This window comes from Chitinophaga qingshengii (assembly GCF_014529935.1).
Taxonomy (GTDB): Bacteria; Bacteroidota; Bacteroidia; order Chitinophagales; family Chitinophagaceae; genus Chitinophaga; species Chitinophaga qingshengii.
Genome location: NZ_JACVFC010000004.1, coordinates 312464 through 338189 on the forward strand (window position 1 = coordinate 312464; position 25726 = coordinate 338189).

General features: G+C 45.7%; 18 protein-coding genes and 1 tRNA gene. 11 read left to right on the forward strand and 8 right to left on the reverse strand.

Annotated elements, in window-relative coordinates:
• The first annotated feature begins 56 nt into the window (after positions 1 to 56).
• From ICL07_RS25710 to ICL07_RS25730, 5 genes are all read left to right on the forward strand, one after another.
• The gene (locus ICL07_RS25710) at positions 57 to 1388 is read left to right on the forward strand and encodes a hypothetical protein (protein WP_188090929.1); all 1332 of its coding nucleotides are present in this window, start codon (positions 57 to 59) and stop codon (positions 1386 to 1388) included.
• A gap of 119 nt (positions 1389 to 1507) precedes the next feature.
• The gene (gene gmd / locus ICL07_RS25715) at positions 1508 to 2620 is read left to right on the forward strand and encodes a GDP-mannose 4,6-dehydratase (protein WP_188090930.1); all 1113 of its coding nucleotides are present in this window, start codon (positions 1508 to 1510) and stop codon (positions 2618 to 2620) included.
• 1 nt (position 2621) lies between these two features.
• The gene (gene fcl, locus ICL07_RS25720) at positions 2622 to 3560 is read left to right on the forward strand and encodes a GDP-L-fucose synthase (RefSeq protein WP_188090931.1); all 939 of its coding nucleotides are present in this window, start codon (positions 2622 to 2624) and stop codon (positions 3558 to 3560) included.
• A gap of 242 nt (positions 3561 to 3802) precedes the next feature.
• Complete coding sequence (locus ICL07_RS25725; RefSeq protein ID WP_188090932.1) at positions 3803 to 5389, forward strand: hypothetical protein; 1587 nt, start codon at positions 3803 to 3805, stop codon at positions 5387 to 5389.
• A gap of 251 nt (positions 5390 to 5640) precedes the next feature.
• Entirely contained in the window at positions 5641 to 7542 is a 1902-nt protein-coding gene (locus ICL07_RS25730; RefSeq protein ID WP_188090933.1) for an ABC-F family ATP-binding cassette domain-containing protein, read from the forward strand.
• A 139-nt stretch (positions 7543 to 7681) separates the two neighbouring features.
• Here the strand turns inward: ICL07_RS25730 and ICL07_RS25735 are convergent, their stop codons facing one another.
• Complete coding sequence (locus tag ICL07_RS25735) at positions 7682 to 8128, reverse strand: GNAT family N-acetyltransferase (protein WP_223152104.1); 447 nt, start codon at positions 8126 to 8128, stop codon at positions 7682 to 7684.
• A gap of 102 nt (positions 8129 to 8230) precedes the next feature.
• On the opposite strand from ICL07_RS25735, the gene ICL07_RS25740 reads away from it, so the two are divergent.
• Positions 8231 to 9226 (forward strand): aldo/keto reductase, encoded by a 996-nt coding sequence (locus ICL07_RS25740; protein ID WP_188090934.1) that lies wholly within the window; start codon positions 8231 to 8233, stop codon positions 9224 to 9226.
• A gap of 68 nt (positions 9227 to 9294) precedes the next feature.
• Here ICL07_RS25740 and ICL07_RS25745 read toward each other — a convergent pair whose 3' ends face one another.
• Positions 9295 to 10878 (reverse strand): RagB/SusD family nutrient uptake outer membrane protein, encoded by a 1584-nt coding sequence (locus tag ICL07_RS25745; protein ID WP_188090935.1) that lies wholly within the window; start codon positions 10876 to 10878, stop codon positions 9295 to 9297.
• Between the two features lie 18 nt (positions 10879 to 10896).
• A complete protein-coding gene (locus ICL07_RS25750; protein WP_188090936.1) occupies positions 10897 to 14010 on the reverse strand; it encodes a SusC/RagA family TonB-linked outer membrane protein in 3114 nt (1037 codons plus the stop codon).
• Positions 14011 to 14946: 936 nt separating this feature from the next.
• Between ICL07_RS25750 and ICL07_RS25755 the strand changes: the two genes are divergently transcribed.
• Positions 14947 to 15486, forward strand: a complete 540-nt coding sequence (locus ICL07_RS25755; protein ID WP_188090937.1) for a class I SAM-dependent methyltransferase — start codon at positions 14947 to 14949, stop codon at positions 15484 to 15486.
• 135 nt (positions 15487 to 15621) lie between these two features.
• On the opposite strand, the gene ICL07_RS25760 is transcribed toward ICL07_RS25755, so the two are convergent.
• Positions 15622 to 15696, reverse strand: a tRNA-Arg gene (locus tag ICL07_RS25760).
• A gap of 207 nt (positions 15697 to 15903) precedes the next feature.
• On the opposite strand from ICL07_RS25760, the gene ICL07_RS25765 reads away from it, so the two are divergent.
• From ICL07_RS25765 to ICL07_RS25780, 4 genes are all read left to right on the forward strand, one after another.
• Entirely contained in the window at positions 15904 to 16488 is a 585-nt protein-coding gene (locus ICL07_RS25765; RefSeq protein WP_188090938.1) for a helix-turn-helix domain-containing protein, read from the forward strand.
• A 123-nt stretch (positions 16489 to 16611) separates the two neighbouring features.
• Positions 16612 to 19821, forward strand: coding sequence for a SusC/RagA family TonB-linked outer membrane protein (locus ICL07_RS25770; RefSeq protein ID WP_188090939.1), 3210 nt, complete (start codon positions 16612 to 16614; stop codon positions 19819 to 19821).
• Positions 19822 to 19841: 20 nt separating this feature from the next.
• Positions 19842 to 21428, forward strand: a complete 1587-nt coding sequence (locus ICL07_RS25775; RefSeq protein WP_188090940.1) for a SusD/RagB family nutrient-binding outer membrane lipoprotein — start codon at positions 19842 to 19844, stop codon at positions 21426 to 21428.
• Positions 21429 to 21593: 165 nt separating this feature from the next.
• On the forward strand, positions 21594 to 22907 hold the full coding sequence (locus ICL07_RS25780) for a DUF5690 family protein (RefSeq protein WP_188090941.1): 1314 nt from the start codon (positions 21594 to 21596) through the stop codon (positions 22905 to 22907).
• 124 nt (positions 22908 to 23031) lie between these two features.
• Here ICL07_RS25780 and tatA read toward each other — a convergent pair whose 3' ends face one another.
• From tatA to cobT, 4 genes are all read right to left on the reverse strand, one after another.
• Complete coding sequence (gene tatA / locus ICL07_RS25785; protein WP_188090942.1) at positions 23032 to 23232, reverse strand: twin-arginine translocase TatA/TatE family subunit; 201 nt, start codon at positions 23230 to 23232, stop codon at positions 23032 to 23034.
• Positions 23233 to 23365: 133 nt separating this feature from the next.
• The gene (gene cobC, locus ICL07_RS25790; protein ID WP_188090943.1) at positions 23366 to 23923 is read right to left on the reverse strand and encodes an alpha-ribazole phosphatase; all 558 of its coding nucleotides are present in this window, start codon (positions 23921 to 23923) and stop codon (positions 23366 to 23368) included.
• A complete protein-coding gene (locus ICL07_RS25795) occupies positions 23905 to 24684 on the reverse strand; it encodes an adenosylcobinamide-GDP ribazoletransferase (RefSeq protein WP_188090944.1) in 780 nt (259 codons plus the stop codon). Before ICL07_RS25795 ends, cobC begins: the two co-directional genes overlap by 19 nt.
• Positions 24681 to 25724 (reverse strand): nicotinate-nucleotide--dimethylbenzimidazole phosphoribosyltransferase, encoded by a 1044-nt coding sequence (gene cobT / locus ICL07_RS25800; protein WP_188090945.1) that lies wholly within the window; start codon positions 25722 to 25724, stop codon positions 24681 to 24683. The genes ICL07_RS25795 and cobT overlap by 4 nt, the downstream gene beginning before the upstream one ends.
• Positions 25725 to 25726 lie beyond the last annotated feature (2 nt).

Consider the following 25726-nt stretch of genomic DNA (forward strand, 5'->3'; position numbering starts at 1 on the left):
AACCTAATTTGGTTATGTTTTAGTTAAAATTATAATATATGCGAAATTCACATTCTATGAAAAAGATAATAGCTATTATCATTTATGCATGTATTTTTTCCTTTAGTGGTTATGGGCAATGGAAACAGGACAAATTTATACTGGGGACTTTTTATGACCCGCAGGTAAAGGATTGTAAACTTGACACCGCGGCATACATCAGCTTATTGAAAGGAGTTAAAAATTGTAACCTGGAGTTGCTGACAGGAGTGGACGGGTGTTATGATTTTAAATTTGTCGCTTATAAATTTAAGCTGTTAAGCCAACTGGGCCTGAAGGGGCTACAAATAAATCTGAGCTCATCGAAAAAGAATGGTGTTGATTTTAATGCAGCTCAGGCCGCTGATTGGTTGAAATTTGTATCTGGTTTTGATGCTCAACAGCGGTCGGCATTCTATGGCTATTTTGTATATGATGAGCCGTTGCCCAAGGATGCTGCTGCCATCAGGAAATGGATGGCTTTTGTGAAAACGAAGGACCCTGGGAAACTGGCCTACCTAAATCTGTTACCGGTTTATGTTTTCAAGACCAGACAGGAGTATGAAAATTATCTCGACAGTTATATTTCCCCGGTCAACTCCCCTGAAACGCCGGATATGATTTCATATGATTTCTATCCCTTTATACAAGGCGGAATTAAGGACAATTATTTCTATAATTTATATATTCTGCGGAAAAAAGCGGCCGGCCGGCCACTCTGGGGATGTGTACTGACAACCAAACACAGGGAATATACTGACGTGGGGCCCTATCAGATCAATTTTATGGTCTTTGCACCCGTTACATACGGTTTTAAAGGGTTATTATATTTTACTTATCAGACCATTGTAGGGTCAAGTATGCCTTTTGGGGCCGCTATGATTGCTGATAACAAACAGCCCACCAACAAGTATTTTCAGATACAGAAAATCAATGCTTTTATGCGGGACGTGTGGGGGCCGATTGTAATGAATTCCACCAGTACAGGCGTTTATCAGATATCCGGACAGCCTTATAATCAGCAGCCGGAAGACGGAGAAACCATTACCGCCGGCACGCCACTTTTGGCTGCTGTGAAAAACAATAACATGACTATTGGGGTCTTCAAATCATTGGTGAAAAACGGGGAGTATAATTTAATGCTTTTTAATAAATCAGCACAAACGCTCAAACAGGTGCCCATTGTATTAAAAAATAACCTGGTGTCCAGGGTTTCCCTGGCGGTACCTTATACGAACTACAGAAAAGGAGTAAAGGTGTTTAGCCCGCTAAAGGCCAGCTATAACAGCAGCTCAAATACTACTACTGTATATGTGGATTTTCAGGGTGGTGAAGGCAGGGTTTTAAAAGTGTCAGGAGTTTCTTATTGATACTTTTCCAAGCCTGAAACAAGACATTATCCAATCGGAGTTTATTGATATGTTTTGTATAATTCTTATGTGAGATAGGAAAAGAACCCTATTTTTGTGTAAATACAACATATACTATAATGAAAATTGCCCTTATTACAGGCATTACGGGCCAGGATGGTGCATATCTGGCACAGCTTCTATTAAAGAAAGGTTACGAGGTACATGGTATTAAAAGAAGAAGTTCTCTTTTTAACACAGATAGAATAGATCACTTGTATCAGGATCCGCATGAAAAGCATGTTCGTTTTAAACTGCATTACGGCGATCTTACGGACAGTACTAATCTGATACGGATTATCCAGGAAGTACAGCCGGATGAAATATATAACCTGGGTGCGATGAGCCATGTTCAGGTAAGTTTTGAAGCGCCTGAGTATACAGCGGATGTGGATGGTGTTGGGACCCTGCGAATACTGGAGGCAGTGAGATTACTGGGGCTTACCAAAAAAACCAGGATTTACCAGGCTTCCACATCGGAATTGTATGGTCTCGTTCAGGAGGTGCCTCAATCAGAAAAAACGCCCTTTTATCCCCGCTCGCCTTATGCGGTAGCTAAAATGTATGCGTACTGGATCACAGTCAATTACCGGGAAGCCTATGGTATGTTTGCCTGCAACGGTATTCTGTTTAACCATGAGAGTCCGTTGAGGGGAGAGACCTTTGTAACGCGTAAAATTACCCGGGCTGTGGCCAAGTTGTCAATGGGTATGCAGGACATGCTTTATATGGGGAACCTGGATGCCAGGCGGGACTGGGGCCATGCCAAAGATTATGTGGAGGCGATGTGGAGGATGCTGCAACAGGAAGAGCCGGAGGATTTTGTGATTGCTACCGGCATCACTACCACCGTCAGGGAGTTTATCCGTATGGCTTTTGCTGAGGTGGGTGTAGAAGTGGAGTTTCAGGGAGAAGGAGCAGAAGAAAAAGGATACGTGAAACATGTTGCCCATCCTGACTGTTCTTTAACGCCAGGCCAGGAAGTAGTAGCGATAGACCCCCGGTATTTCCGGCCAACTGAGGTAGATTTGCTGATTGGAGATCCGGCAAAGTCTAAAAGCAAGCTGGGCTGGAGCCCGCGTTACGACTTGCCGGCTCTGGTGAAAGAAATGGTAGCTGCTGACGTAGAGTTGTTCAAAAGGGAAAAACTGTTACTGGATGCAGGTTATAAAGTGTTAAACCAATTTGAATAGCATGGAATCGGGAGCTAAGATTTATGTAGCCGGCCATCGCGGGATGGTGGGGTCTGCCATTGTGCGAAGGTTGGAGAAGGAAGGATTTAACAACATTCTTTCCCGTACATCCAATGAACTGGATCTGCGTGACCAGGCGGCAGTAGCTGCATTTTTTGAACAGGAAAAGCCGGAATATGTATTTCTGGCTGCGGCTAAAGTGGGAGGTATCGTTGCTAACAATACATATCGGGCCCAGTTCATTTATGAAAACCTGATGATTCAAAATAATGTTATTCACCATGCATATTTGAACCGGGCCAAAAAGTTAATGTTTCTGGGGTCCTCCTGCATTTATCCCAAAATGGCCCCTCAGCCATTAAAAGAAGAATATTTGCTGACCGGCCTGCTGGAGCCAACCAATGAACCATACGCCATCGCCAAGATCGCAGGTATCGAAATGTGTGATGCATATCGGGCGCAATATGGTTGTAACTTTATTTCAGTGATGCCTACCAACCTGTATGGGCCTAATGATAATTATGATCTGAATAATTCGCATGTATTGCCTGCTATGTTGAGAAAGATGCATGAGGCAAAGCAGAATGGGCAACCGGAAGTTGTGCTTTGGGGAACAGGTACGCCACGGCGCGAGTTTCTTCATGCAGATGATATGGCTGACGCCTGCTACTATCTTATGCAGCATTACAATGAAAAAGGCCTTGTAAACATTGGAGTAGGAGAAGATATCAGCATTAAGGATTTAGCACACCTGATCAGTAACATAGTTGATTATAAAGGGGCGTTGGTATTTGACACTACTAAGCCGGATGGAACTCCTCGCAAATTAATGGATGTAACCAAGCTGCATAGCTATGGCTGGAAAGCTTCGATCCACCTGGAGGAAGGCATCCGTAAAGTATATGAAGAAGTACGATCAAGCCAATTTGCCGCAAAATAGTTTTGGATTATTTCCCCTAACTCCGGAAATTTGAACATTGCTTTTATAGCCCTGCCTTTTTTCGTGTAGAAGACAGGGTTATTCTTTTTTATATTTCATCCCGCCGCTGTCATCACAGTTTACCGAAAATATTATCTTTACGCTTTATTGGAACCTGCCATACGCATTTGCCAGGTCATAGTGAAGATGTTTGTGACACCTGATTTTGTGCGTTAACAAATTTTAGAACCAAACAAAAATTAATGAAGTATCTCGTTTGGGTGGCGGCAATCTTATTGCTGACCCGTGCCGCCAGTGCACAGGAAAAATTACCGGTTACTCTTCCGTACAATCATATGAACATACGGGAGCTGTATCTTGACACTGTTAATCACCACACTGCTTTTAAGCCTATTTTGCATGTGGATACCAGCGCAATGTATACCCAGCCGGATACTATAAAACGTAGCCTGCTTTACCGTAAATTATTCCAGGAGCATTTGCTTGAATTCAGAAACAAAGAATATAATGTATTTATCGACTTCCTGCCAGACTTCCAGATAGGTAAAACCCGTGATGGCAGCAAAACGACCTGGTTAAATACGCGGGGAGCCATTATCCAGGCGAATATTGGTACCAGGTTCTATTTTGAATCTTCCTTCTACGAAAATCAAGGTAAATTTCCTTATTACCTGGACCAGTATATCCGGAAAAACGATATCATTCCTGGTCAGGGTGGCATTAAGTATTATGGCGATGGCAAAGCGTATGACTATAATTATGCCACAGCATTGTTATCTTACACGCCCAATAAATACCTGAACGTTACTGCCGGTTACGGTCAAAACTTTATCGGCGATGGTTACCGCTCCCTGATTTTGTCTGATATTCAGTTCAGCTATCCTTATCTTAAATTGACAGGCAACCTTGGTAATGTTCAATACACTGCCATGTGGGCCCAATTTATGGACAAACACAGTAAGGACTTTGCAACAGCCTATAATGACCTCGGCTACTATAAAAAATGGGGCGTTTTCCACTTCCTGGACTGGAATGTCAACAAACGCCTGACAATCGGTCTCTTTGATGCCGTTATATGGCCTGATGCCGACTCTTCCGGCCGCAAACGGGGCTTCGACTGGAGTTATATGAACCCGATCATTTTCCTCCGTTCAGCGGAGTTTTCTGAAGGGTCATCTGATAACGCCCTGGTAGGTGCCAGTTTCAAGTACAAACTGTTCCCCAAAACTACCGTCTATGGTCAGTTGGTGCTGGATGAATTCAAACTGAAAGAGGTATTCCGCGGAAAAGGCTGGTGGGCCAATAAACAGAGCTGGCAACTGGGCTTCCGTTCATTTGACCTGTTTAAGGTGAAAAACCTGGACCTGCAGGGAGAATATAATGCTGTAAGACCTTATACCTACAGCTATAAGAGCACTATGATCAACTACGAACACTATAACCAGTCGCTGGCTCACCCATTAGGCGCTAACTTCCAGGAGGTGTTGGGGATCGCTACCTACCGCTATAAGCGCTGGTACGGCCGTGGAGAACTCATGTACGCCAAATATGGCGGCGACCCGGATGAAAAAACCAACTTCGGCCACGATATTTCCAAACCTTACACAACTCACCCCAACGAATATGGGAACTGGATCGGACAAGGTGTTAAAACCAACCTGCTCTATGCACAAGGTACTATTGCCTATGTCTTGAATCCCAAATACAATCTTCGTCTGGAAACTTCTCTGGCTGTCCGTCGGCTGAAAAATGATATTGATTCCAGAAATGACCTGATCTTTAGTTTCGGGCTTCGTAGCTCCTTCAGACAGTTCTATTACGATTTTTAAGAATGTGTAGGTGCTAAAAACACGCAAGCCCTTCCGCTTCACGCGCAAGGGCTTTTTATTTTACGCAAAAGAGGGGCAAGGATAATGGACAAAGGCCGAAATAAAACGAACAACAAAAGACTTTATCATGAGGTGTAGGATTATCCGTCCGGCGATCCATTCCTATACTGAATATACGAAAAAAATCATAATATCAAATACATAATTCGGGATTTCGGGGAGTTTTCCTGAATATGTATAACTTCGCGGTTATGCATTACGTTACAGTAGAAGGGCTCACTAAATCATACGGCGTTAAGCCTTTATTCCGGAATATCTCTTTTCATATCGAAGAAGGTGATAAAATAGCGCTGGTGGCGCTGAATGGAACGGGTAAATCCACCCTGCTTAAAATTATCCTGGGAAAAGAAATCCCTGATGAAGGAAAAGTATGGATACATAAGGATGTGACCGTCGTAATGCTGGAGCAACAGTCCGATTTTAACCTGAACAAGTCCGTTATCGAAAACATCTTCGATCACGATAACCCCACCCTCAACGCTATCAAGGAATACGAACTCCTGACCGAAGAAGGGCAGGAACCGGACCTGGAAAAGCTCACAGCCGCCATTGCCCGCATGGATGAGCTCAATGCCTGGCACTTCGATGCCAAGGTAAAGCAGATCCTCGGTAAACTCAATATACATCACCTGGATCAGCCGGTAGGCTCCCTGTCCGGCGGACAGCAAAAAAGGGTGGCCCTGGCCAAAGTGCTGATAGACATCGGATTTGAGCATAAACATGTACTGCTCATCATGGATGAACCCACCAACCACCTTGATGTAAGCATGATCGAATGGCTGGAAAACTACCTCGACCAGGAACGGGTAACCCTCTTACTGGTTACGCACGACCGCTACTTCCTGGACAGCGTCTGCAACGAAATCATGGAACTGGACCAGGAACAGCTCTTCATCTACAAAGGCGACTACGAAAACTACCTGGAACGCAAAGCTTCCCGTGAGGACATGGACCGCGCCAGCGTTGAAAAAGCCCGCAATACCTACCGGAAAGAACTGGAATGGATGCGGAAACAGCCGAAAGCCCGTACTACCAAGTCCAAAGCCCGCCAGGACGCTTTTTATGATGTGAAGGAAAAAGCCACCACCCGGATCGCCGATCAGCAGCTGGAGCTAAATGTTAAAATGACCCGCCTGGGTGGAAAAATACTGGAACTTAAAAAAGTATATAAAGCCTATGGTGATCACGTCATCCTCAAAGGGTTTGACTATACCTTCAAAAAAGGAGAGCGTGTAGGCGTTGTCGGTAAAAACGGCGTCGGTAAATCTACTTTCCTGAATATGTTGCTGGGCGCCGAACAGCCGGATTCCGGTAAAATCAACATCGGTGAAACCATCGTGTTTGGTAACTATTCCCAAACCGGCCTGGTAGTGAAGGAAGATATGAGGGTGATTGAATTTGTGAAAAATATTGCAGAGAACTTTCCGCTGGCTGATGGCACCAAAGTGAGTGCCGCCCAGTTCCTTGAATTATTCCTGTTCCCTGCAGAAAAACAATATACCTATATCTCCAAGCTTAGCGGCGGAGAAAAAAGAAGGTTACACCTGCTTTCTATCCTGTTCCGCAATCCCAACTTCCTGGTACTGGATGAACCTACCAACGACCTGGACCTGCCTACGCTCAGCATCCTGGAAAACTTCCTGCTGGAATACCAGGGCTGTGTGATCATTGTTAGCCATGACCGTTACTTTATGGACAAACTGGTAGACCACCTCTTTGTATTTGAGGGTGACGGCGTAGTACGGGATTATCCTGGTAACTATACCCAATACCGGGAATGGCAAAAAGACGAGGACAAACGAAAAACAGAGGAAAAGAAAGAAGTCAAAGCTGCAACTTTTCAGACTACAATTGCCGCTCCCGCAGATGGCGCCCGTAAAATGAGCTTCAAGGAAAAAAGAGAGTTCGAAAACCTGGAAAAAGAAATGGCGGCATTGGAAGAAGAAAAGAAGGCCATAGAAGCGAAATTATCCAGCGGTACACTGCCTTATGAAGAAATGGAACCACTTACACACCGGATAGGCGAAGTAATACAACTGCTGGATGACAAGGGGATGCGCTGGCTGGAGTTAAGTGAATTAGACCTGTCCTGAAAATAAAAGCGGCCTGATTGATAGATCAGGCCGCTTTTATTACTGCAGGATTTATTTTTTGTATATGTGGTCTGTCTTTCTTTTCCGGATAAACATACGTATGGTATTACGAAGGGCTGTGTAAGACCTATATCCTTCGTTATTCCATATAGTTGGAGTAATGAAGGATATTATTTTCTTCTTTTTGAAAGGAAAGACCGGCGGATTCAGCTATTTTGGCGGATGCGATATTCCCTTTTTTTACCTCTGCTCTGACTTTTGCACCGGTAGCCAGCAAGGCAACCAGCAGTCCGACCATTTTTTTACCTACCCCTTTCCCCCGGAATTGCGGAGAGATCGTCCACGATAACTCATATGTCTGTGTATGCGGTTCGAAATCGGCCCTTACTGTTCCAACCGGCTCATTATCGTCAACAGCAATATATAAATGCCTGTTAGGGTTATTTAATACCGTATTGAGCCAGCGCTTATGATCTTCTTCCGCTACTGGTTCGGGATGATGGGAATTGTTCCTGGTTTCAATATCATTTCTCCATTCAAGAAGAAGAGGCCAGTCTTCCATATTAACTTTTCTAAGTATCATCATACTGATCGGGAGTATTACGTATTAAAACAGGAAAGTAGTATTTTATGCTGAATTTACTGTAAGCCTGTAAAAAACGTTTTCGGGCATGATAAAATTGAGACTATGCAATACAGACAATTAGGCCAATCAGACTTAAAAGCATCTGTAGTCACTTTCGGCGCCTGGGCTGCCGGTGGCTGGATGTGGGGCGGCACGGAACGTAAAGACGCCGTAAGGGCCATCAGGGCTTCCTATGAAGAGGGTGTTACCGCCATTGATACTGCTCCTATTTACGGACAGGGTACCAGCGAGGAAATTGTGGGAGAAGCGATCAAAGGTATTCCAAGGGATAAAGTACAGATCCTGACGAAATTCGGTATGCGCTGGGACCTGGCCAAAGGTGACTTCGCCTTCAAAAGCCAGGATAATTATGGCAAGGACATCGATATTTATAAATATGCGGGAAAAGCCAGTATTATTAAGGAGTGTGAGGATACGTTGCGCCGGCTGGGTACTGACTATATTGACTTATATCAGATCCACTGGCCTGATTCTACTACGCCTATTGCCGAATCCATGGAAACCGTGGCAGCATTGATCAAACAGGGAAAGGTCCGTTATGCCGGCGTCTGCAACTACAATGCTGAACAGCTGGAAGAAGCCCGTAAATATGTACCGCTGGTGTCTGATCAGGTACCCTATAGCATGGTAAAACGGCAAATTGAAGTGGAAGATGTGCCCTACTGTATGAAGAATGGCTTGTCTATACTGGCATACAGTCCGCTGGAACGTGGATTACTGACGGGTAAGATGAAGCCAGGGCATCAGTTTGCACCAGGCGACCATCGCGCCGGTATCTACTTCTACCGCGAGGAAAACCTGAAAAGAACCAATGCGTTCCTGGAAAAGTTAGCGCCGCTGGCAGCAGCTAAAAATGCGTCGCTCTCCCAACTCGTCATTCGCTGGACAATCGAACAACCAGGCATCACCATTGCGCTGGTAGGAGCCCGTAATGCCGAACAGGCCGTACAAAACGCCCGAGCGGCGCAGATACAGCTGAGTGGAGAAGAAATTCGTTTTATCACTGCGGAGCTGGATAAACTGGTATTGGAAAAATAGGATCTTAAAAATTTAAAAAACGGGGATGGCCTTTAGCCGTCCCCGTTTTTTATGTACAAAATGAATAATTAATTGGATTTTACCGGTGCAGATACGCTGCTGGGAGTATTGAAGTCCAGCTCATTCTGTGGTACGTCCCAGTACTCGAGATAGTTGTATTCGATCGTAGCATCGGTGTCCACCTGGTTGTTGGGTTTTACCACCCAGGCATGTTTACGGCCACCACCTGCTGCGGTAATACCCCATCTTCTGGCATCATAGAAGGCTACATTTTTCAGGAAAAGTCCGATTCTTCTTTCGCGGCGCAGCTCTTCGAGTGCATCCGCTTGTGAGAGACCGGTGCCGGAAACATGTGGGAGCCCTGATTTCTGGTAATCGCGTACGTTATCAACATGTTTTAAGCCTTCCTCAATATTGTTGAGATAAATATTGGCTTCGGCGATCATCAGCTCATTTTCTTCATAAGAGCAACCGACGGGTATTTCTGCCATACCAATGGTCGTGGAAACCCAGTCACCGCCGGTTCTGATATCATTCAGCCGCCACCTGGTGGAGTATTGGGCGCCCCTGTTTCTTTCATTGCCATAAGGGGTAACAGGACCAATGACATTACGGGTATACCGCTTGTCGCCGGCTTTGATGTCTTGAACGAAACGTTCACTGGGAAGGTCCCAGCCATTCAGCAGGCGATAAGGGGCCCAGGCGGTGATACCTACGAGATCTTTCACGTCGTAACTACGCATGGTGAAGATGTGGTCGTCTTTGGCAAGGCCCGCAGTAGCGAGTGTTAAAACATTAGTCCAGTCGGCACTGGTCATCTGAGCTACCTTTTTGTTGGCCAGTATGTTCCTGGCTTTGTAGGTATTGAGGTGCCTTTTCCAGGCAGCCGGACTGATAACCCCGCCTTTTCCTCCCATCGTAAAGCCGGGGATGATGCGTGCAAACAATGCATTGTAGGCATCCTCGTTCGTTACTTTGTTCAGCTCTGCGGCGCAGGCATCAAAGTTGTCATTGCCAAGTTTTACAATGGCATCATGTGTGACGAAGTTGCTGTTGAGCAGGGTGCCGCCTTCGAATTTGTCGGCCTGAACACCGGCAATATAAATGGAACCGATGCGGGAATAGACAAATCCTTTCCACCAATATGCGAAAGCACGTATCAGCGCTTTTTTGGAAGTTACTGCATCCGCACTGCCGCTCATTGTCAGATCATCTTTGGAAGTAACATCCAGGAGGAGATTAGCCTGGTTATTCACTAAATAAAGCGCGGCCCATTCGTTGTAGAAAGCGTTGTCATTACCAAAGGACCGGTCGTTACGGTTCTTCAGCTCCGTTCCCTGTGCACCGCCCTGGGGAGGGGTGAGCACCGTTCCGTCAGATAACGTGATTTTGCTGACCTGGTTAATCCATCTCCAGGAATAGTTACCGGCGCTGATAGTAAAGGCATCCCCCATGATGTCGTGGTTGGCGAGGGTCAGCCACCAGTATTCAAGGCCAAACTTCGCATAGATACCCAGGGCGCCTCTGGTAAGACCTTCTTCTGTTTTTAGTACGGCGGGATTCGGGGAGTTGGGATTCACCAGGTCCAGGCTGTCTTTGCTGCAACTAAAAAGAAGGGATGCTGATAATATTGTAAGAAATATCTTCTTCATGATCGTGATTTTTGTTTTTTAGAAACCGAACGTAACACCAATTTGTATGGACCTGAAGTTAGGGAAGGCATATACATCAATACCTCTCTGGGCCGGATTGTTAAGCATCGCGCTGCCTTCAGGGTCAAGTCCTGAATAATTACTGATAGTGAACAGGTTTCTTCCGGTAAGACTTACCTGTGCATTGTTGATGAATTTGTTGCGGAGGTATTTATCCAACCGGTAGTTCAGCGTCAGGTCACGCAGTCTCAGGAAGGAGCCATCTTCCACAAATGCCGAGTTGGTATTGTTGGTGTTGTAAAGGCTGTTATAATAATTTACAAAAGCCCCTGTTTTACCATCGATCGTAACGGGTTTTGCAAAGTCGCTGCTGACTTTATCAGCGTATAACCATTGACGGGTTTGGTTATATACCTGGCCGCCGTATACCCAGTCCAGTTGGAAGGAGAGCGTAAGCTGACTGTTGAAGGTAAGGGTATTGGTGGAGCTCATATTAAACTTAGGGGTAGGGTCGCCGATTTTTTTATTCTCAGAGCCAAACATCACCATTTTTGAAGTTTTATTAACGACCCATCCATTCGGCCCTATTTCGTAATTACCTTTTACTGCGCCTGCAGGAAGATCATCGATGCTGGTAAGCGGCGTAACGCCAAAAAAGGCCCCCAGTGCTTCTCCTTCTTTCAGTACAAATTGTCCGGAACCTGAACCCCCAATAGTGATGGATTTGTGATTGGCTATCTGGTCAACCAGGGAACGTTGTTTACCGAACCTGATACCAAAATTCCAGTACCATTTTTTGCTTTCCAGTACATCGAGGTCAACAGAAAACTGGAAACCATTTGATTTGATGCTTAGTGCATTGGTAGTAATTTCAGCAGCACCGGTAGAAAGCGGAAGATCGAGCGGCCTGATAACGTTGGTCGTATTCTTGATCCAGTAAGTGGGCGTAACAGCGAGCTTTCTAAACCAGTTTCCTTTACTTAACTCCATGCTGAAGTCGATTCCCACTTCAGTTTCTGAAGACTTTTCCACGGTAAGATCAGGGTTATTTAAGGTGTTTCTAAGGCTCAGGTAACTGGCATCGCCGATGGCAGCTCCCGTCAATGTAACCTGCCGGTCATATGCGTCTGGTTGGATACCTGCCGCCCCATAGGCGCCTCTGATCTTAAATTCATATATGCTGGGAATTTTTAGTATTTCACTCAATCTGAAATACGCGTCACCACGGGCAAAAGCAAAAGGTTTATTACCGCGGCCGAAAGCGGAAGAGTAATCTACCCTGACACCTCCTGATATACCAAACAGGTTGCCGTAATCAATACGCTGGTTGATCAGGTAACCGAAGGTAATGAACTCGGTGATTGTTTCGTTATTTGTCTTGGTGCCTGCGGAACGCATGGTATAAGGAGGGAAAGGAGCGAAACCAACCCCTTCTGCTGTTAGGTTGCCATAAGAACGTTTGCGCCAGTCATAGGTTAAATTGGTAGTGGTCTGAATCGGAATCTTCCAATTGAAATCGTTCTCGAAGTCAGTTCTTACGAAAAGGGACAGCAGGGAGTTTTGAATCGTTTCCTTATCCTGGTCGTGCACTAATTTCCCGTTGATGGGACTGATGCTGTTATCGGGCGTTAAAGTGTTCTCCTGATTATGAATGAAATCAGTGAGATCAACCCGGGAGTAATCGATACCATATTTATAATCTATTTCCAGGTATTTAACAGGCTTGTAATTAAGATTGATGGCCTGCATGACCCGATTATTTTTCGACTCATAACTTCTGTTTTGGAAAGTATAGTAGGGGAATACAGCGTTGCTGGTTAGAACGCTGTTGACAGGGTAGTTACCAATAGAATCCTTTAACAGCAGGTCTACGAACGGTTCTGTCGACATGGCGGTGCCCAGGCCGCTATAGATATTATTCTGACCGGTAATGCCTCCTGTGGTATTTTTAGAGGTAACGAGTTGTGTCGTGGACCGGATTTTCAGATTTTTCAGGATGTCTGCTCCCAGGTTCACGGAAAGGTTGGTCCTGCTGTAGTCTCCGTGAATAATGCTCTGTTGTTTGAGATTAGAGAGATTGATCGAGAAATCGTATCCTTCGCGGCCACCCGAAATATTGATGTTATTATTGTAGGTAGGAGAATTTTTCCTGAATACCTGATCAATGTGATCGTATAAAGGCTCTTTATAATCCTTGTCTATTACCGTGTTATTCGTCACCTCTTTATTAGGTTGGCTCCATTGTCCTGAGGCGTTAGTCCTGATGCGTTTACCGGCGCCATCCACGATATAACCTTCATTATCGGTAGGGTAGTAGTGTTTGTTAAGATATTTGAAATTACCTTTCAGCACGTTGTCATAGCTCACCCGTGAGCTGAAATTAACATTGATTTTACCACTCCGTGAGCCTTTTTTGGAGAACAGCTGGATAACACCGTTGGCGCCCTGTGCGCCATAGATAGTAGCGGCAGCTGAGCCCTGCACTACTTCCACTCTTTCAATGTTGGAAAGATCAATATCAGAAAGCCTGGAGGAGAGGTTACTTTCAGAACCGTTCATACTATAGCCGGCATTGACTTCTACGCCATCAAGCAAGATCATAGGTTGAGTGGTCTTTAGGGTATTAATACCACGCAAAATGATCTGTGCCTGTTGTCCTGGTTGACCGGAAATAGAAGATATCTGCGCACCGGCTATTTTTCCTACCAGGGCCTGGTCAATAGATGCTACCGGTACTTTGGGAAGGTCTTTGGCAGATAATGCTTCTACGGAGATGGCGACCTTTCTTTTGTCAATAGCGGAGCCTGTACCGGTCACAATTACTTCCCGCAATCCTTTCATATCTACCCGTAGTGCTGCATCTACGCGGGTTTTACCGTTGACCGGCGCTTCGGTACTATAATAACCAACATAGGAAAAAACCAGCGTGGCATTATCGCCTACCTGTATTTTATAACCACCATCGGAGCCCGTCATGGTGCCTGCTTTGGTGCCTTTAATGTTAACGGTGACACCCGGCAGTGGTGTGCCGTCTTTTCCATCTGTGACTTTTCCGCTGATTGTTCGTGTTTGAGCATAACTATGCACAATACTGCTGGCCACGAACAGCCATAAGAGTAGCAAATTTTTCATGAGCAATTTAGATTTAGATTTTGGTTGATAATTTTTAGAAAAAAGGGTTCCCCTACCACTTACGGTATATAGTTCTGAGCCTGGTAATAGCAGAAAGGTTGATTCCCCCGTTACTACAGGTTACTCATAAGTATATCTTGTAAACGGCAAAAAAATTCAGGCAGACCGGGTTAGATCTGAAAAGTTACAGTACGGATGTTGACATCACTTCTTCGAAAACAAAAACCGGGTTTGCTACAGTGCTTTAAAGTAACACCTGGATAATAGGGAAAATTAATTTTTTGGTTGAAAAATGATCTATCCCATCAGTATTTGCAACAGCACAATTTTTTTTAGATTTTATGTTTGTTGTTTACAGATTCAGCTGTTGGTCCCAAACAAATCAATAGGTGTCATTGGCATAAGGAGTTGGGAAACAATTTCAGATTTTGGTTATCTAGTTACGTCGATCCCAAATATAGATAAAAGCCTGCTATATAGCATAACACCTTGGTGTGATAGGTAAGTTTGTGCAATATTATTCTTAATAAAATCCCCTTTCATCATCAGCAGAAATATCAGTATTCGCCGCGAATATCAAAGCATTCCCTGCGGATATTGATACACTTTAAATGGCGTACCCTGATACTGTAGTTTTACATCAGTTTCCTAAAAGAAGTTACTCGAAAGTGCATTCATTGTTTTGTTGCCCAATAGTTAAATGTTAACCCTAAAAGATCGTCAATAACCAGGACTAATAGTGTAACCCCAAAGACTATAGCGCCCACTCAGTTCTCTGAGTGGGTATTTTTTATTATATTTTTTTGGGAAAATCCATTATTGATGAATATTTAATAGATTTGGTTTGTTTTGTAAGTGAGTTCCCGAGAATGATATAGTAATAGTAATTATATCCCAATAACCAAGAAATTTAAAATAAAATATCAACGTCAAATTATGTTAAAATTAGACTTGGGCTGCGGTATCTCCAAACGGGAGGGGTTCGTCGGTGTGGATTCGCTATCCTTAACGGGGGTGGATATTGTTCACAATTTAACCAACTATCCTTATCCATTCGAAGATAATACGGTGGACGAGATATGGATGGATAATGTTCTTGAACATATTCCGCAACCAATAAATGTAATTGAAGAAATTTACAGGATTTCAAAAAATGGGGCCCGGGTAAATATTGCCGTGCCTTATTTTAGAAGCTTTTATGCTGCCATCGACCCTACTCATGTTAACTTTTTTGGGGTATGGTGGTTTAAATATTTTGACCCTAATCACGCTTTTCACCATAAGTACCAGTATTCCAGGGTGAAATTTCAAATAGAACGAATCGAATTTGACAGAGAATATAAAAATGGGAAGATGGGTTTTTTCCGAAAGAGACTCATTAAGTTCGCAGAAAGGAAACCTGAATTATATGAATCGAGATTTTCTCACTTGATACCGCTGAATTCCCTTACTTTTTATCTGAAAGTAATAAAATGAGCGCAGAAAGTACTATTACAAAAGCTCTCAAAACCTCAAAAAATTAACTTTCTAACGTTCTGACAACAAGAATGACAACGATGTTAAAATAAAAAAGCCGCAAACGCTTATCTGTATTGCGTTTGCGGCTTTTGCTGGTAGCCTCGTCAAGAATCGAACTTGAATCTGGAGCTTCGGAAACTCTTATACTATCCATTGTACTACGAGGCCAAAAGGGAACGCGAAGTTACATTTTCTCCGGAATAATCCCAAATTACATGAAATATTGATATTATTTTTAAAAAAAAATTAGCGGATTAACCGGCTGGGATACACGAAGAGCGCCTGCCAATCAGCATTTTGCGAAAGGGAAAACGGCAGAAATATAACGTAAAGCATTAGCTTTCTCTCCCTATCTTTGCGCCAAGACCGACCTATATGACCGAGGACATTATTATTCAGATCAGTAACAGGATCAAGGAAAAACGGAAAGCCAAAGGCATTACCATACAGGAGCTGGCAGACAAGGCAGAAGTCAGTAAAGGCCTCATCTCGCAGATCGAGAATAACCGTACCGTGCCCTCCCTGCTGGTACTCATCAATATTATCCGGGCACTGAATCTCGATCTTAACGAGTTCTTCAACGAAATAGACCAGCAGTCGCAACAGTCTAAAGTCATCATCAAACAAAAATCTTCCTATCAGGAGTTTGAAAAGGAACCGGCTAAAGGTTTTCAGTACAAAAGAATCCTGACCAAAAACGTCAAACATTTCCCGGTAGATATCGTGATGCTGGAGCTTAGAAAAGGAGCCCGCCGATCCCAGATCGTGAAAACCGATGCCTATGAATATAAATATATCATCAAAGGCCGTGTGGAATACCAGATCGACAATGAAAAATATATCCTCGAAGAAGGTGATTCCCTCTTCTTCGATGGCCGGCTGGGACACAAACCGGCTAATATCGGTGAAGATACCGCCCAGATCCTCGTCGTTTACTTCTTCCTGGAGAATGATAAATAGTAAACTTTCTTTACTAGTTATATACAAATACTTAACGTTAATTTTAGTATAGCTTAACATTTCCGTCATATTCGAACTTAACCTTTGCATGGTAATCAACATTACCCCTTAATCTAAATTGCCATGCAGTTAAACCTACGACGGGCGCTTACGCAGCTATGTGCCCTGCTATTGCTTTTGCTGAACGTAATGTCAGCGGCAGCTCAACAAGCCGTAACCGGAAAAGTCCTTTCCGGCGGCGATAACCAACCGGTCATCGGCGCTACGGTAAAAGTAATAGGCGCCAATAAAGGAGCTGTCACCGATGCCAACGGTAACTTCAGTATCAGCGCCAATCCTGCCGACATCCTGGAAGTAAGATCTATCGGCTTCCTCACCGGCAAGTTCCCGGTCAACCATCAAACCTTCGTCACCGTGCTCCTCCAACAGGATAAAAAAGCACTGGATGAAGTAGTGGTAACGGCACTGGGTATACGTAAGGAAATAAAACGGGTAGGTTATGCCGTACAGGAAGTAAAAGGCGCCGACCTGGTTAAAGCCCGGGAACCTAACCCTGTCAACGGCCTGGTAGGTAAAGTAGCCGGCCTCACGGTAGGGGCGTCAGCTGAACTGCTGGCTGCGCCACTGGTACAGCTCCGCGGTAATAACATTAACCTCTACGTGGTGGATGGGGTACCCATCAATTCGGATACCTGGAACATCTCCCCGGATGATATCGAAAGTTATACCGTCCTCAAAGGCGCGACAGCCTCGGCGCTCTATGGCTCCCGCGGCCTCAACGGCGCTATCATGATCACCACTAAAAAAGGTTCTAAAGATAAAAGAGGCTACTCCATTGAGTTCAACTCCAGTACCATGTTCGAGAAAGGCTTTAATGCCATCCCTAAGGTGCAGGATCTCTACGGCCCCGGCGACCACGGTAAATACGCTTTCGTGGACGGTAAAGGCGCCGGCGTAAACGACGCGGACTACGATGTATGGGGACCTAAATTTGAAGGACAGCTCATCCCGCAGTATGACAGCCCTATTGACCCGGCTACGGGTAAACGTACCGGTACACCCTGGATCGCCCGCGGAAAAAATAACCTGCAGCGTTTCCTGCGTACCGGTATGCTGAGTACCAACAACCTGGCTGTTTCTGCCCATACTGATAAAGCTGATCTGCGCTTCTCCCTGTCCAATTCCTATCAGAAAGGTATTGTGCCCAATACCTCCCTCGATATCGTCAACTTTAATATCTCCGCTGGTTACAGTTTCTCACCCAAACTGCGGCTGGAAGGATATCTCAACTACAACCGGCAGTCGAGCGACAACTTCCCGGACGTAACCTACGGGCCTAACAGCCTTATCTATAACACCGTTATCTGGGCAGGCGCCGACTGGAGCATGGACGATATGCGTAACTACTGGCAGCCTGGTAAAGAAGGGATTCAGTCCATCTACGCTGAATACCAGCGCTACCACAACCCCTGGTTCCTGGCTTACGAATGGCTGCGCGGTCATCATAAAACAGACCTCAACGGTTATGCTAAGCTGACTTACAAATTCACGGACAAGCTGGAGCTGATGGCTCGCACGCAGATAACCAGCTATGACCTGATCCGTACAGAAAAAATGCCTTTCTCTGCTCACCCGTATGGCCGTGAAGAAGGTAAAGGCGACTACCGGGAAGACAAACGTTCGCTCTACGAAAACAATACGGATTTGATGTTGTCCTATGCCAACGTGTTCCCACACAAAATTGGTATACGTGCATCCGTAGGCGGTAGTGCCCGTTCGTTTAAATATAATTCCAGCTTCGTTTCCACCAACTACCTGAATGCCCCGGAATGGTATGGTTTCGGAAACACCCGTGATCCGTTGTATGCTACCAGTTACAGCGCACCTATGTTGGTGCTCAGCGCCTATGGTTATGTAGATATTGATCTGGGCAAATATGCTACGATATCGCTGACTGACAGGCTGGATAAGGCTTCCAGTCTGCCGCCGGCGCACAATGCCTACTCTTATCCTTCTGTTTCGCTTAGTACTGTACTATCCGACTATGTACGGCTGCCGGAAGTGATCTCTTTTCTGAAATTCCGTGGTTCCTATGCCAACGTGAAAGGTGGTTTCACGGTGCCAACCATCGGCGCTACACCGGAAGCTAACTACCCGCTGGGATATGGCACCGAATACCAATCTTCGTATGATGGTCCCCGTTATAACTCCCCGGTATATTCCGTATCCCAGGTATATGGTAACCAGGCAGCCGCTTATTACTCACGGGTAATTTATAATAAAGACCTGCAACCCTTTACCAGTAAGGTGACGGAGGTGGGTATGGATCTGCGGTTCCTGAAAAACCGTATAGGCGTTGACGCTACTTACTTCACGAACCTTAACGGACCGCGTATCTATACCCTTTTGCTGGCGCCAAGTACCGGCGATTCTGCTTATCTGCTCAACGGTGTGAAAACCCGTAAAACCGGTTATGAAATAACCGTGAATGGCACTCCGATCAAAAATCCACGCGGTCTCACATGGACGGTAACTGCCAACTGGTCTACCTTCCAGGAGAAATATGTGGAGATAGATGGTAAACAGACAATGCTGGACGTAAATGTTGGCATAGGTGACCGGGTAGATAAATTCTTCGGTACCAAATTCGTCAGAACACCGGATGGACAAATTATCAACGGTCCGGATGGCCGTCCGCTCGTGAACCCTTATCAGCAATACCTCGGTAATGCCAGCGCCGATTGGGTATGGGGAATCAACAACAGTTTCAGCTATAAAGGCTTTAACCTCAGCTTCCAGTTCGACGGAAGGGTAGGTGGCCAGATGATCGACTATATCCAGCAACAAACCTTCCGCGGCGGCCGTAATATCCTGACTACCGAAGGCGCTATGGGTGACGCCCGTTACCAGGATTATAAAGGTGTAAAATCATGGCTGGGGCAAGGTGTGGTAGTGTCTAATGGTGTTCCTATCCAGTACGATAACAGCGGGAAGGTAACCAACGCCGATAAACTGCAGTTTGCCCCCAATACTACCAAAACCTTCCTGCAGGACTATATCAGCGTATACTACAAAGCCAATGAAGCAAACCTGATCAGTAAAACCTTTGCCAAACTGCGCGAAGTAACGCTGGGATATACCCTGCCGGAAAGCCTGCTGAAAGGAACATTTATCCGTTCTGCCAATGTCTCTTTTGTGGGTAGAAACCTCCTGTATTTCGCCAAGAATAAGGATGTGGATCTGGACCAGTATCCATCCGCAGACCAGGGCTCTTCTACGCTGCAAACACCTACTACCCGCAGATATGGCTTCAACGTTAATCTCACTTTCTGATCCGCTAAAACATGAACCGTATGAAATCATTGAAAATAGTTGCCCTCGCTGCACTCACCGGTATCGCCTTCAGCAGCTGCAACAAAAAGTTTGAAGATTATGCCATCAATACCAACAAACCTTCCAAGGTGCCGCCAAGCCTGGTATTGGGTGGTATCCTGGGAGATATGAATGCAGACAAACCCTGGAGCGCCGTGATGCGCTGGAATCAGTTTGACTGCTGTAACTATAACTATTACGGAGATCAGCGTTATGACTGGAACGGTGCTGATTTCAGCAGCTATTTTTCGCTTACCAACGTACAACAAATGGAGCTGGAAGCGCAGCGGTTGGGAGGAAAGGACGTAAACCCCTATACGGCATTGGGAAAGTTTGCCCGTGCTTTTTTCTACTATCGTTTATCCAGCCTGGTAGGTGATGTGCCCTTGAAAACAGCGTTGCAGGGCAAGGATAATACCACGCCCACTTACGATGCACAGAAAGCCGTGTTTGTACAGATATTGCAATGGCTGGAAGATGCCAACACTCAACTGGCGGCGCAGATTGCCAATCCTGATAAATCCAATACCGCCGATGGACAGGTACTGAAAGGCGACTTCTATTATGGCAACGATCTAACCAAATGGCAGCGCGCGGTGAATACCTTCCGCCTTCGGGTGCTGATAGCGCTGAGCAAAAAAACAGGAGATGCTGATTTGAAGGTATCACAACAGTTTAAGGATATTGTTGGTAATCCTGCTAAATACCCATTAATGGAGTCGATGGATCATAACCTGCAGTTCATCTACAATAATATCAACAAGTATCCATCCAACCCCGATAACCTGGGCTTCGACGCTACCCGTTATAACATGTCTGCTACCTATCTCAATACACTGGCCGGTCTGAACGATCCCCGGGTTTACGTGACTGCGGAACCGGCTACCAAACAGGTAAACGAGCTGCATAAACTGCCTTCCGATATCACAGCATATGTAGGCGCTTCCCCCGGAGAAAGCCAGGAAGATATGTCTTCCAAAATGTCCAATGTGGATACCGCTGCTTACTCCCTGCGCAGCAGGAACCGTTACTACAGCAGTTATGCCGCCGAACCTGGTGTTATCGTCGGTTTTCCGGAGCTGTGTTTTAATATGGCCGAAGCAGCCAATCGCGGATGGATTTCCGCAGATGCAGAAGCCTGGTATAAAAAAGGTATCAAAGCGTCGCTGGGATTCTATGGCATCACTACCGATGTTGCCGGTACAGTTACCAAAACGTATAAGGGTGTACGTTATGACATCGCATTTGATTTTGAAAACAGTTATTACCAGCAGGCAGCCGTAAAGTACCAGGGTAACAATGCGCAGGGCCTCGCACAGATCCTTACACAGAAATATCTGGCTTTCTTTGAAAACTCCGGCTGGGAGGCGTACCTCAACTGGCGTCGTACGGGTGTGCCTACCTTCCTGACAGGCGCCGGTACCGGTAATAGCGGCGTAATACCTAAACGTTTTAAATATCCGGATACAGAGAAATCTGCCAATACCATTAACTGGACCGCTTCCCTGAAGAGCCAGTTCGGTAGCCCTACAGATGATATTAATGCACAGATGTGGTTGCTGCAATAATGCCGGAAATGTGAAGATTATATAACGGGCTGGCCCAAAAGGCCGGCCCGTTTTGTATTTAATGCCGTTATACCTTTATTTAGTAATACTTAACAATTAGTTCAGTATTGCTTAACAATTAGTTTACATTGGAGCCGCACCTTTGGCCCAAATACCTGATCTGAAATGCTGACTATTCCCTGGATACAGAAGAGGCTGGAACGTGCGCCAACTGTTGTTTTAACTATATATGCCGCCTTAGTGGCCTTTGGTACCTATTCCTGCATGTATGCTTTCCGTAAACCATTTACTGCCGGCATATTTGAAGGACTTTCCTTCTGGGGAATCGACTATAAAATCTGGCTGGTGATCAGTCAAACGATCGGGTACGCCTGCAGTAAGTTTTACGGCATCCGGTTTATTGCGGAAATGAAAGGCAACAACCGGGCGCAATATATCATCCTGCTGATCCTGATTTCCTGGGCGGCATTGCTGGGTTTTGCCATGGTGCCGGCGCCGTATAATGTGCTATTCCTTTTTATTAATGGGTTTCCATTGGGTATGATCTGGGGACTGGTGTTCAGTTACCTGGAAGGCAGGCGGGGCACAGAGTTTATGGGAGCAGTGTTGTCTATCAGTTTTATTTTTTCTTCCGGTTTTGTAAAATCTGCCGGGAAGATGACGATGTTATCCTGGCATGTCTCTGAATCCTGGATGCCTTTCGTAACGGGATTGATGTTTATAGGCCCTATTCTCGTGTTTATCCTGCTGTTGGAACAGATACCCCCGCCGGCAGCTGCCGACGTGCAGATGCGCACCAAAAGGGTGCCTATGAACAAACAGGAACGGAAACGTTTCCTGCAAACTTTCCTGCCGGGCCTGGTGCTGCTGATAGGCAGCTATGTGCTGCTCACCGTACTGCGCGATATGCGCGACAATTTTGCGGCGGATATCTGGAAGGACCTCGGTTATGGTACCGATACCGGCATCTTCACCCGTACGGAAATACCCGTATCTGTTGCCATTATCGTGATCATGGGATTGCTGGTATTTGTGAAGAATAACTATCATGCTTTTATGCTCAATCACCTGATTGTGATCTTCGGTTTTCTGATAGCGTTGGTGAGTACACTGTTGTTCCGGCAGCACCGCCTGGACCCGGTAGCCTGGATGACATTAACAGGTCTCGGACTGTATATGGGCTATATCCCGTTTAACTGTATTTTCTTTGAACGATTGATTGCGGTGTTTAAATACGCCAGTAACGTGGGATTCATCATGTATGTAGCGGATTCTTTCGGGTACCTGGGTAGTGTAGGGGTAATGTTGTTCAAGAATGCCAGCCGTATGCCCCTTTCCTGGAGCCAGTTTTTTGGGGATGCGGTGCTGGGCGTATGTGTGACAGGTATTGTGATGATGGTGGTGTCTTCCTGGTATTTCAAAAAAAAGTATAATGGAGATAGCATCTCCCTGCGAATAAAACATTTAGGGATTTTTTGATTTACGATTTCTTGATTTCATAGGTTGATAAAAGCGAAGATCAAAGCAAATTAACTTTCGCTTTGATCTTCGCTTTTATCATTTGCAAAATCAAAAAATCGTAAATCAAAAAATCCCTAAATTTTTATGCTTCTTTTGAGTCTTTTTTAGGTGTTTCGTCTTTGGCATCTTTGAACTCGCGTATGCCGCTACCCAAACCACGCATTAACTCAGGTATCTTTTTACCACCAAACAGGAGCAGAACTACCAGTGCAATCAGCAGTAATTCTTTGATACCAATTTCCTGCAGAAACAAAAACGGAATATTCAAAAGTGATGTTGCCATTATAAACTGTTTTTTTATTGTGTGCTTTTAATATACGGCGATTCCGGACATAAAGTTAACACGAAATAAGAGTTTTTTCGACTTTTGCCGAGATATTTGGGAATTTTAACATAACTCTAATAAAAAGAATACTTTACGAATTATAAAAAATAACTTTTATATCTCCATTTTCCACTTGAAGTTGTGAAATTCTCCCATATTGCACCTTCAGGTCGAAGGAATCTACCAGGGGGGTATTGGTGGCATGTGCCAGGATAGAGCGGATGACACCGCCATGTGTAACCAGTACGGCATTATTGCCCTTCACGATCACTTCATCTATCATCGCCATACTGCGGGTATACAGGTCTTCATAGCTTTCGCCCTGTGGTACTTTGGCTAGCACAAAATCATCCGCCCAGGTTTGTAGTTCTTCTTTACCAATAGCTTCCCACGGCTGCATTTCCCAGGCGCCGAAGTTCATTTCCTTCAGCCGTTCATCAGTGATAACATCGTTACCAAAGAGAGCTGTAGCCAGCTTATGACAGCGCTGTAACGGGCTGGTATATACGTCGAATGTGCCGGCGGGCAGTTTGGCCTTCAAGGCAGCTACTTCTGTTTCAAAAGTATCGGCAACGTCAATATCGGAAAAGCCGTAGCACACGCCGCTTTCAATGGCAGGCGTGGTATGTCTTATGAGGTAAATTTCCATGCGAGAATACAAAAGCACAAATATATGACTGTTTCCGCAACCTGCTGAACAGCCCCCAGGCAGTCGCCGGTATAGCCGCCAATCCATTTGGTCATCAGGCGGGCCATGTACCAGCGTACCAGCACCAGCGCGGGTAAAATGAGCAACAACGCGTAATTACGGGTGAAAGCGGTCACGATAAACAGGGGCACTACACCGAAAGTACCTGCCAGCAAAAGGTCCGGGAGACTGATACCCTTGGATACCGGCTTGGCCTTGCTGTCTTCGTTTTCCCTCACATACTGATGGGTGTAGATAATCGTCACTGCTACAAAACGGCTCAGCGGCTGCGCAACGATCACAGCCATCATCACTTTATGGAGGGGCAGCGGTATCAGGCAAATATATTTCATGGTCATCAGCAGCAACAGCCCCAGCATCCCGTAGGTGCCGATACGGCTGTCTTTCATAATTTCCAGTATCTTTTCCTTTGTCCAGCCGCCACCAAAACCATCGCACATATCGGCGAAACCATCTTCATGAAAAGCGCCGGTCACCCAGATGCTGATGATAATCGATAACAGAATAGTGACCAGCCGGGGCGCAATATCGCCGAATGCATATAGTACTGCCAGCATAAAACTGCCGGTGATCCAGCCTACCAACGGAAGATAGCGGGTAGCTTTGTTGAGCATTTCAGGACTATAGGGGGCACTAACGGTAACGGGTATACGTGTATAGAACATGATAGCGGTTAGCAAAACCTGCCACTGTTTTTTCATATGGTGCGGTTTGATACCTGGGCACTGTTAAAGCTGGCCATCTCACGAAGGAACAGTACAGCGCTTTGGATAACAGGAATAGCCATGGCTGCGCCGGTACCTTCTCCAAGCCGCATATCCAGTTGCAACAGCGGCTTCACACCCAGGAATTCCAACATGGCCTTGTGGCCTTTTTCTTCTGAACAATGTGCAAAAACACAATAATCCTTTACGGCAGGTTGCATGGCGGCAGCTACCAGTAAGGCGGAACTCACAATAAAGCCATCTATGACTACGATCATTTTCAGTGCGGCAGCCTGCAGAACGGCTCCCACCGTCATGGCTATCTCAAAACCGCCGTAGGTGGCCAGCGCCAGTTCGGGCGTATGTGGCCTTACGTGATGGGCCATCACCTGCTGCAACACTGCTTTTTTCTGCGTCAGCTGCTGGGCATTGCTGCCAGTACCGGTACCTACACAATCCGCAATAGGAATACCGGTGAAATGACTCATCAGCAAAGCGGCAGAAGAAGTGTTGCCAATGCCCATTTCTCCGAATCCGATGATGTTACAACCGGCTTCGTGCGCCAGTTTTACCTCTTCTGCACCAGCCTGCATGGCCAGCCGGCATTGCTCCGGCGACATGGCGGGACCCTTCAGGTAGTTTTGGGTGCCACAGGCAATCTTACGTACATGCAACAACGGGTGCTCCGGAAACTCGTGATTAACACCGGTATCCACCACCGTCAGCTGTAACTGATGCTGCCGGCAGAATACATTGATGGCGGCGCCTCCCTGCAGGAAATTATACACCATCTGTGCGGTAACGGCCTGTGGAAACGGATTCACCAGCCCTTCGGCAGCGATGCCATGGTCGCCCGCAAAAACAATAATATGAGGATGATGTAATGCCGGCGTCAGGCTGTTTTGTATCAACCCGGCCTGTAATGCCAGCTGTTCCAGCCTTCCCAGGGAACCGGGTGGCTTTGTTTTCTGATCAATCTTATCCTGTAAGGCTGCCCTTAACTCATCGGACAAGGGGGACACGGCTATCTGCATCATGT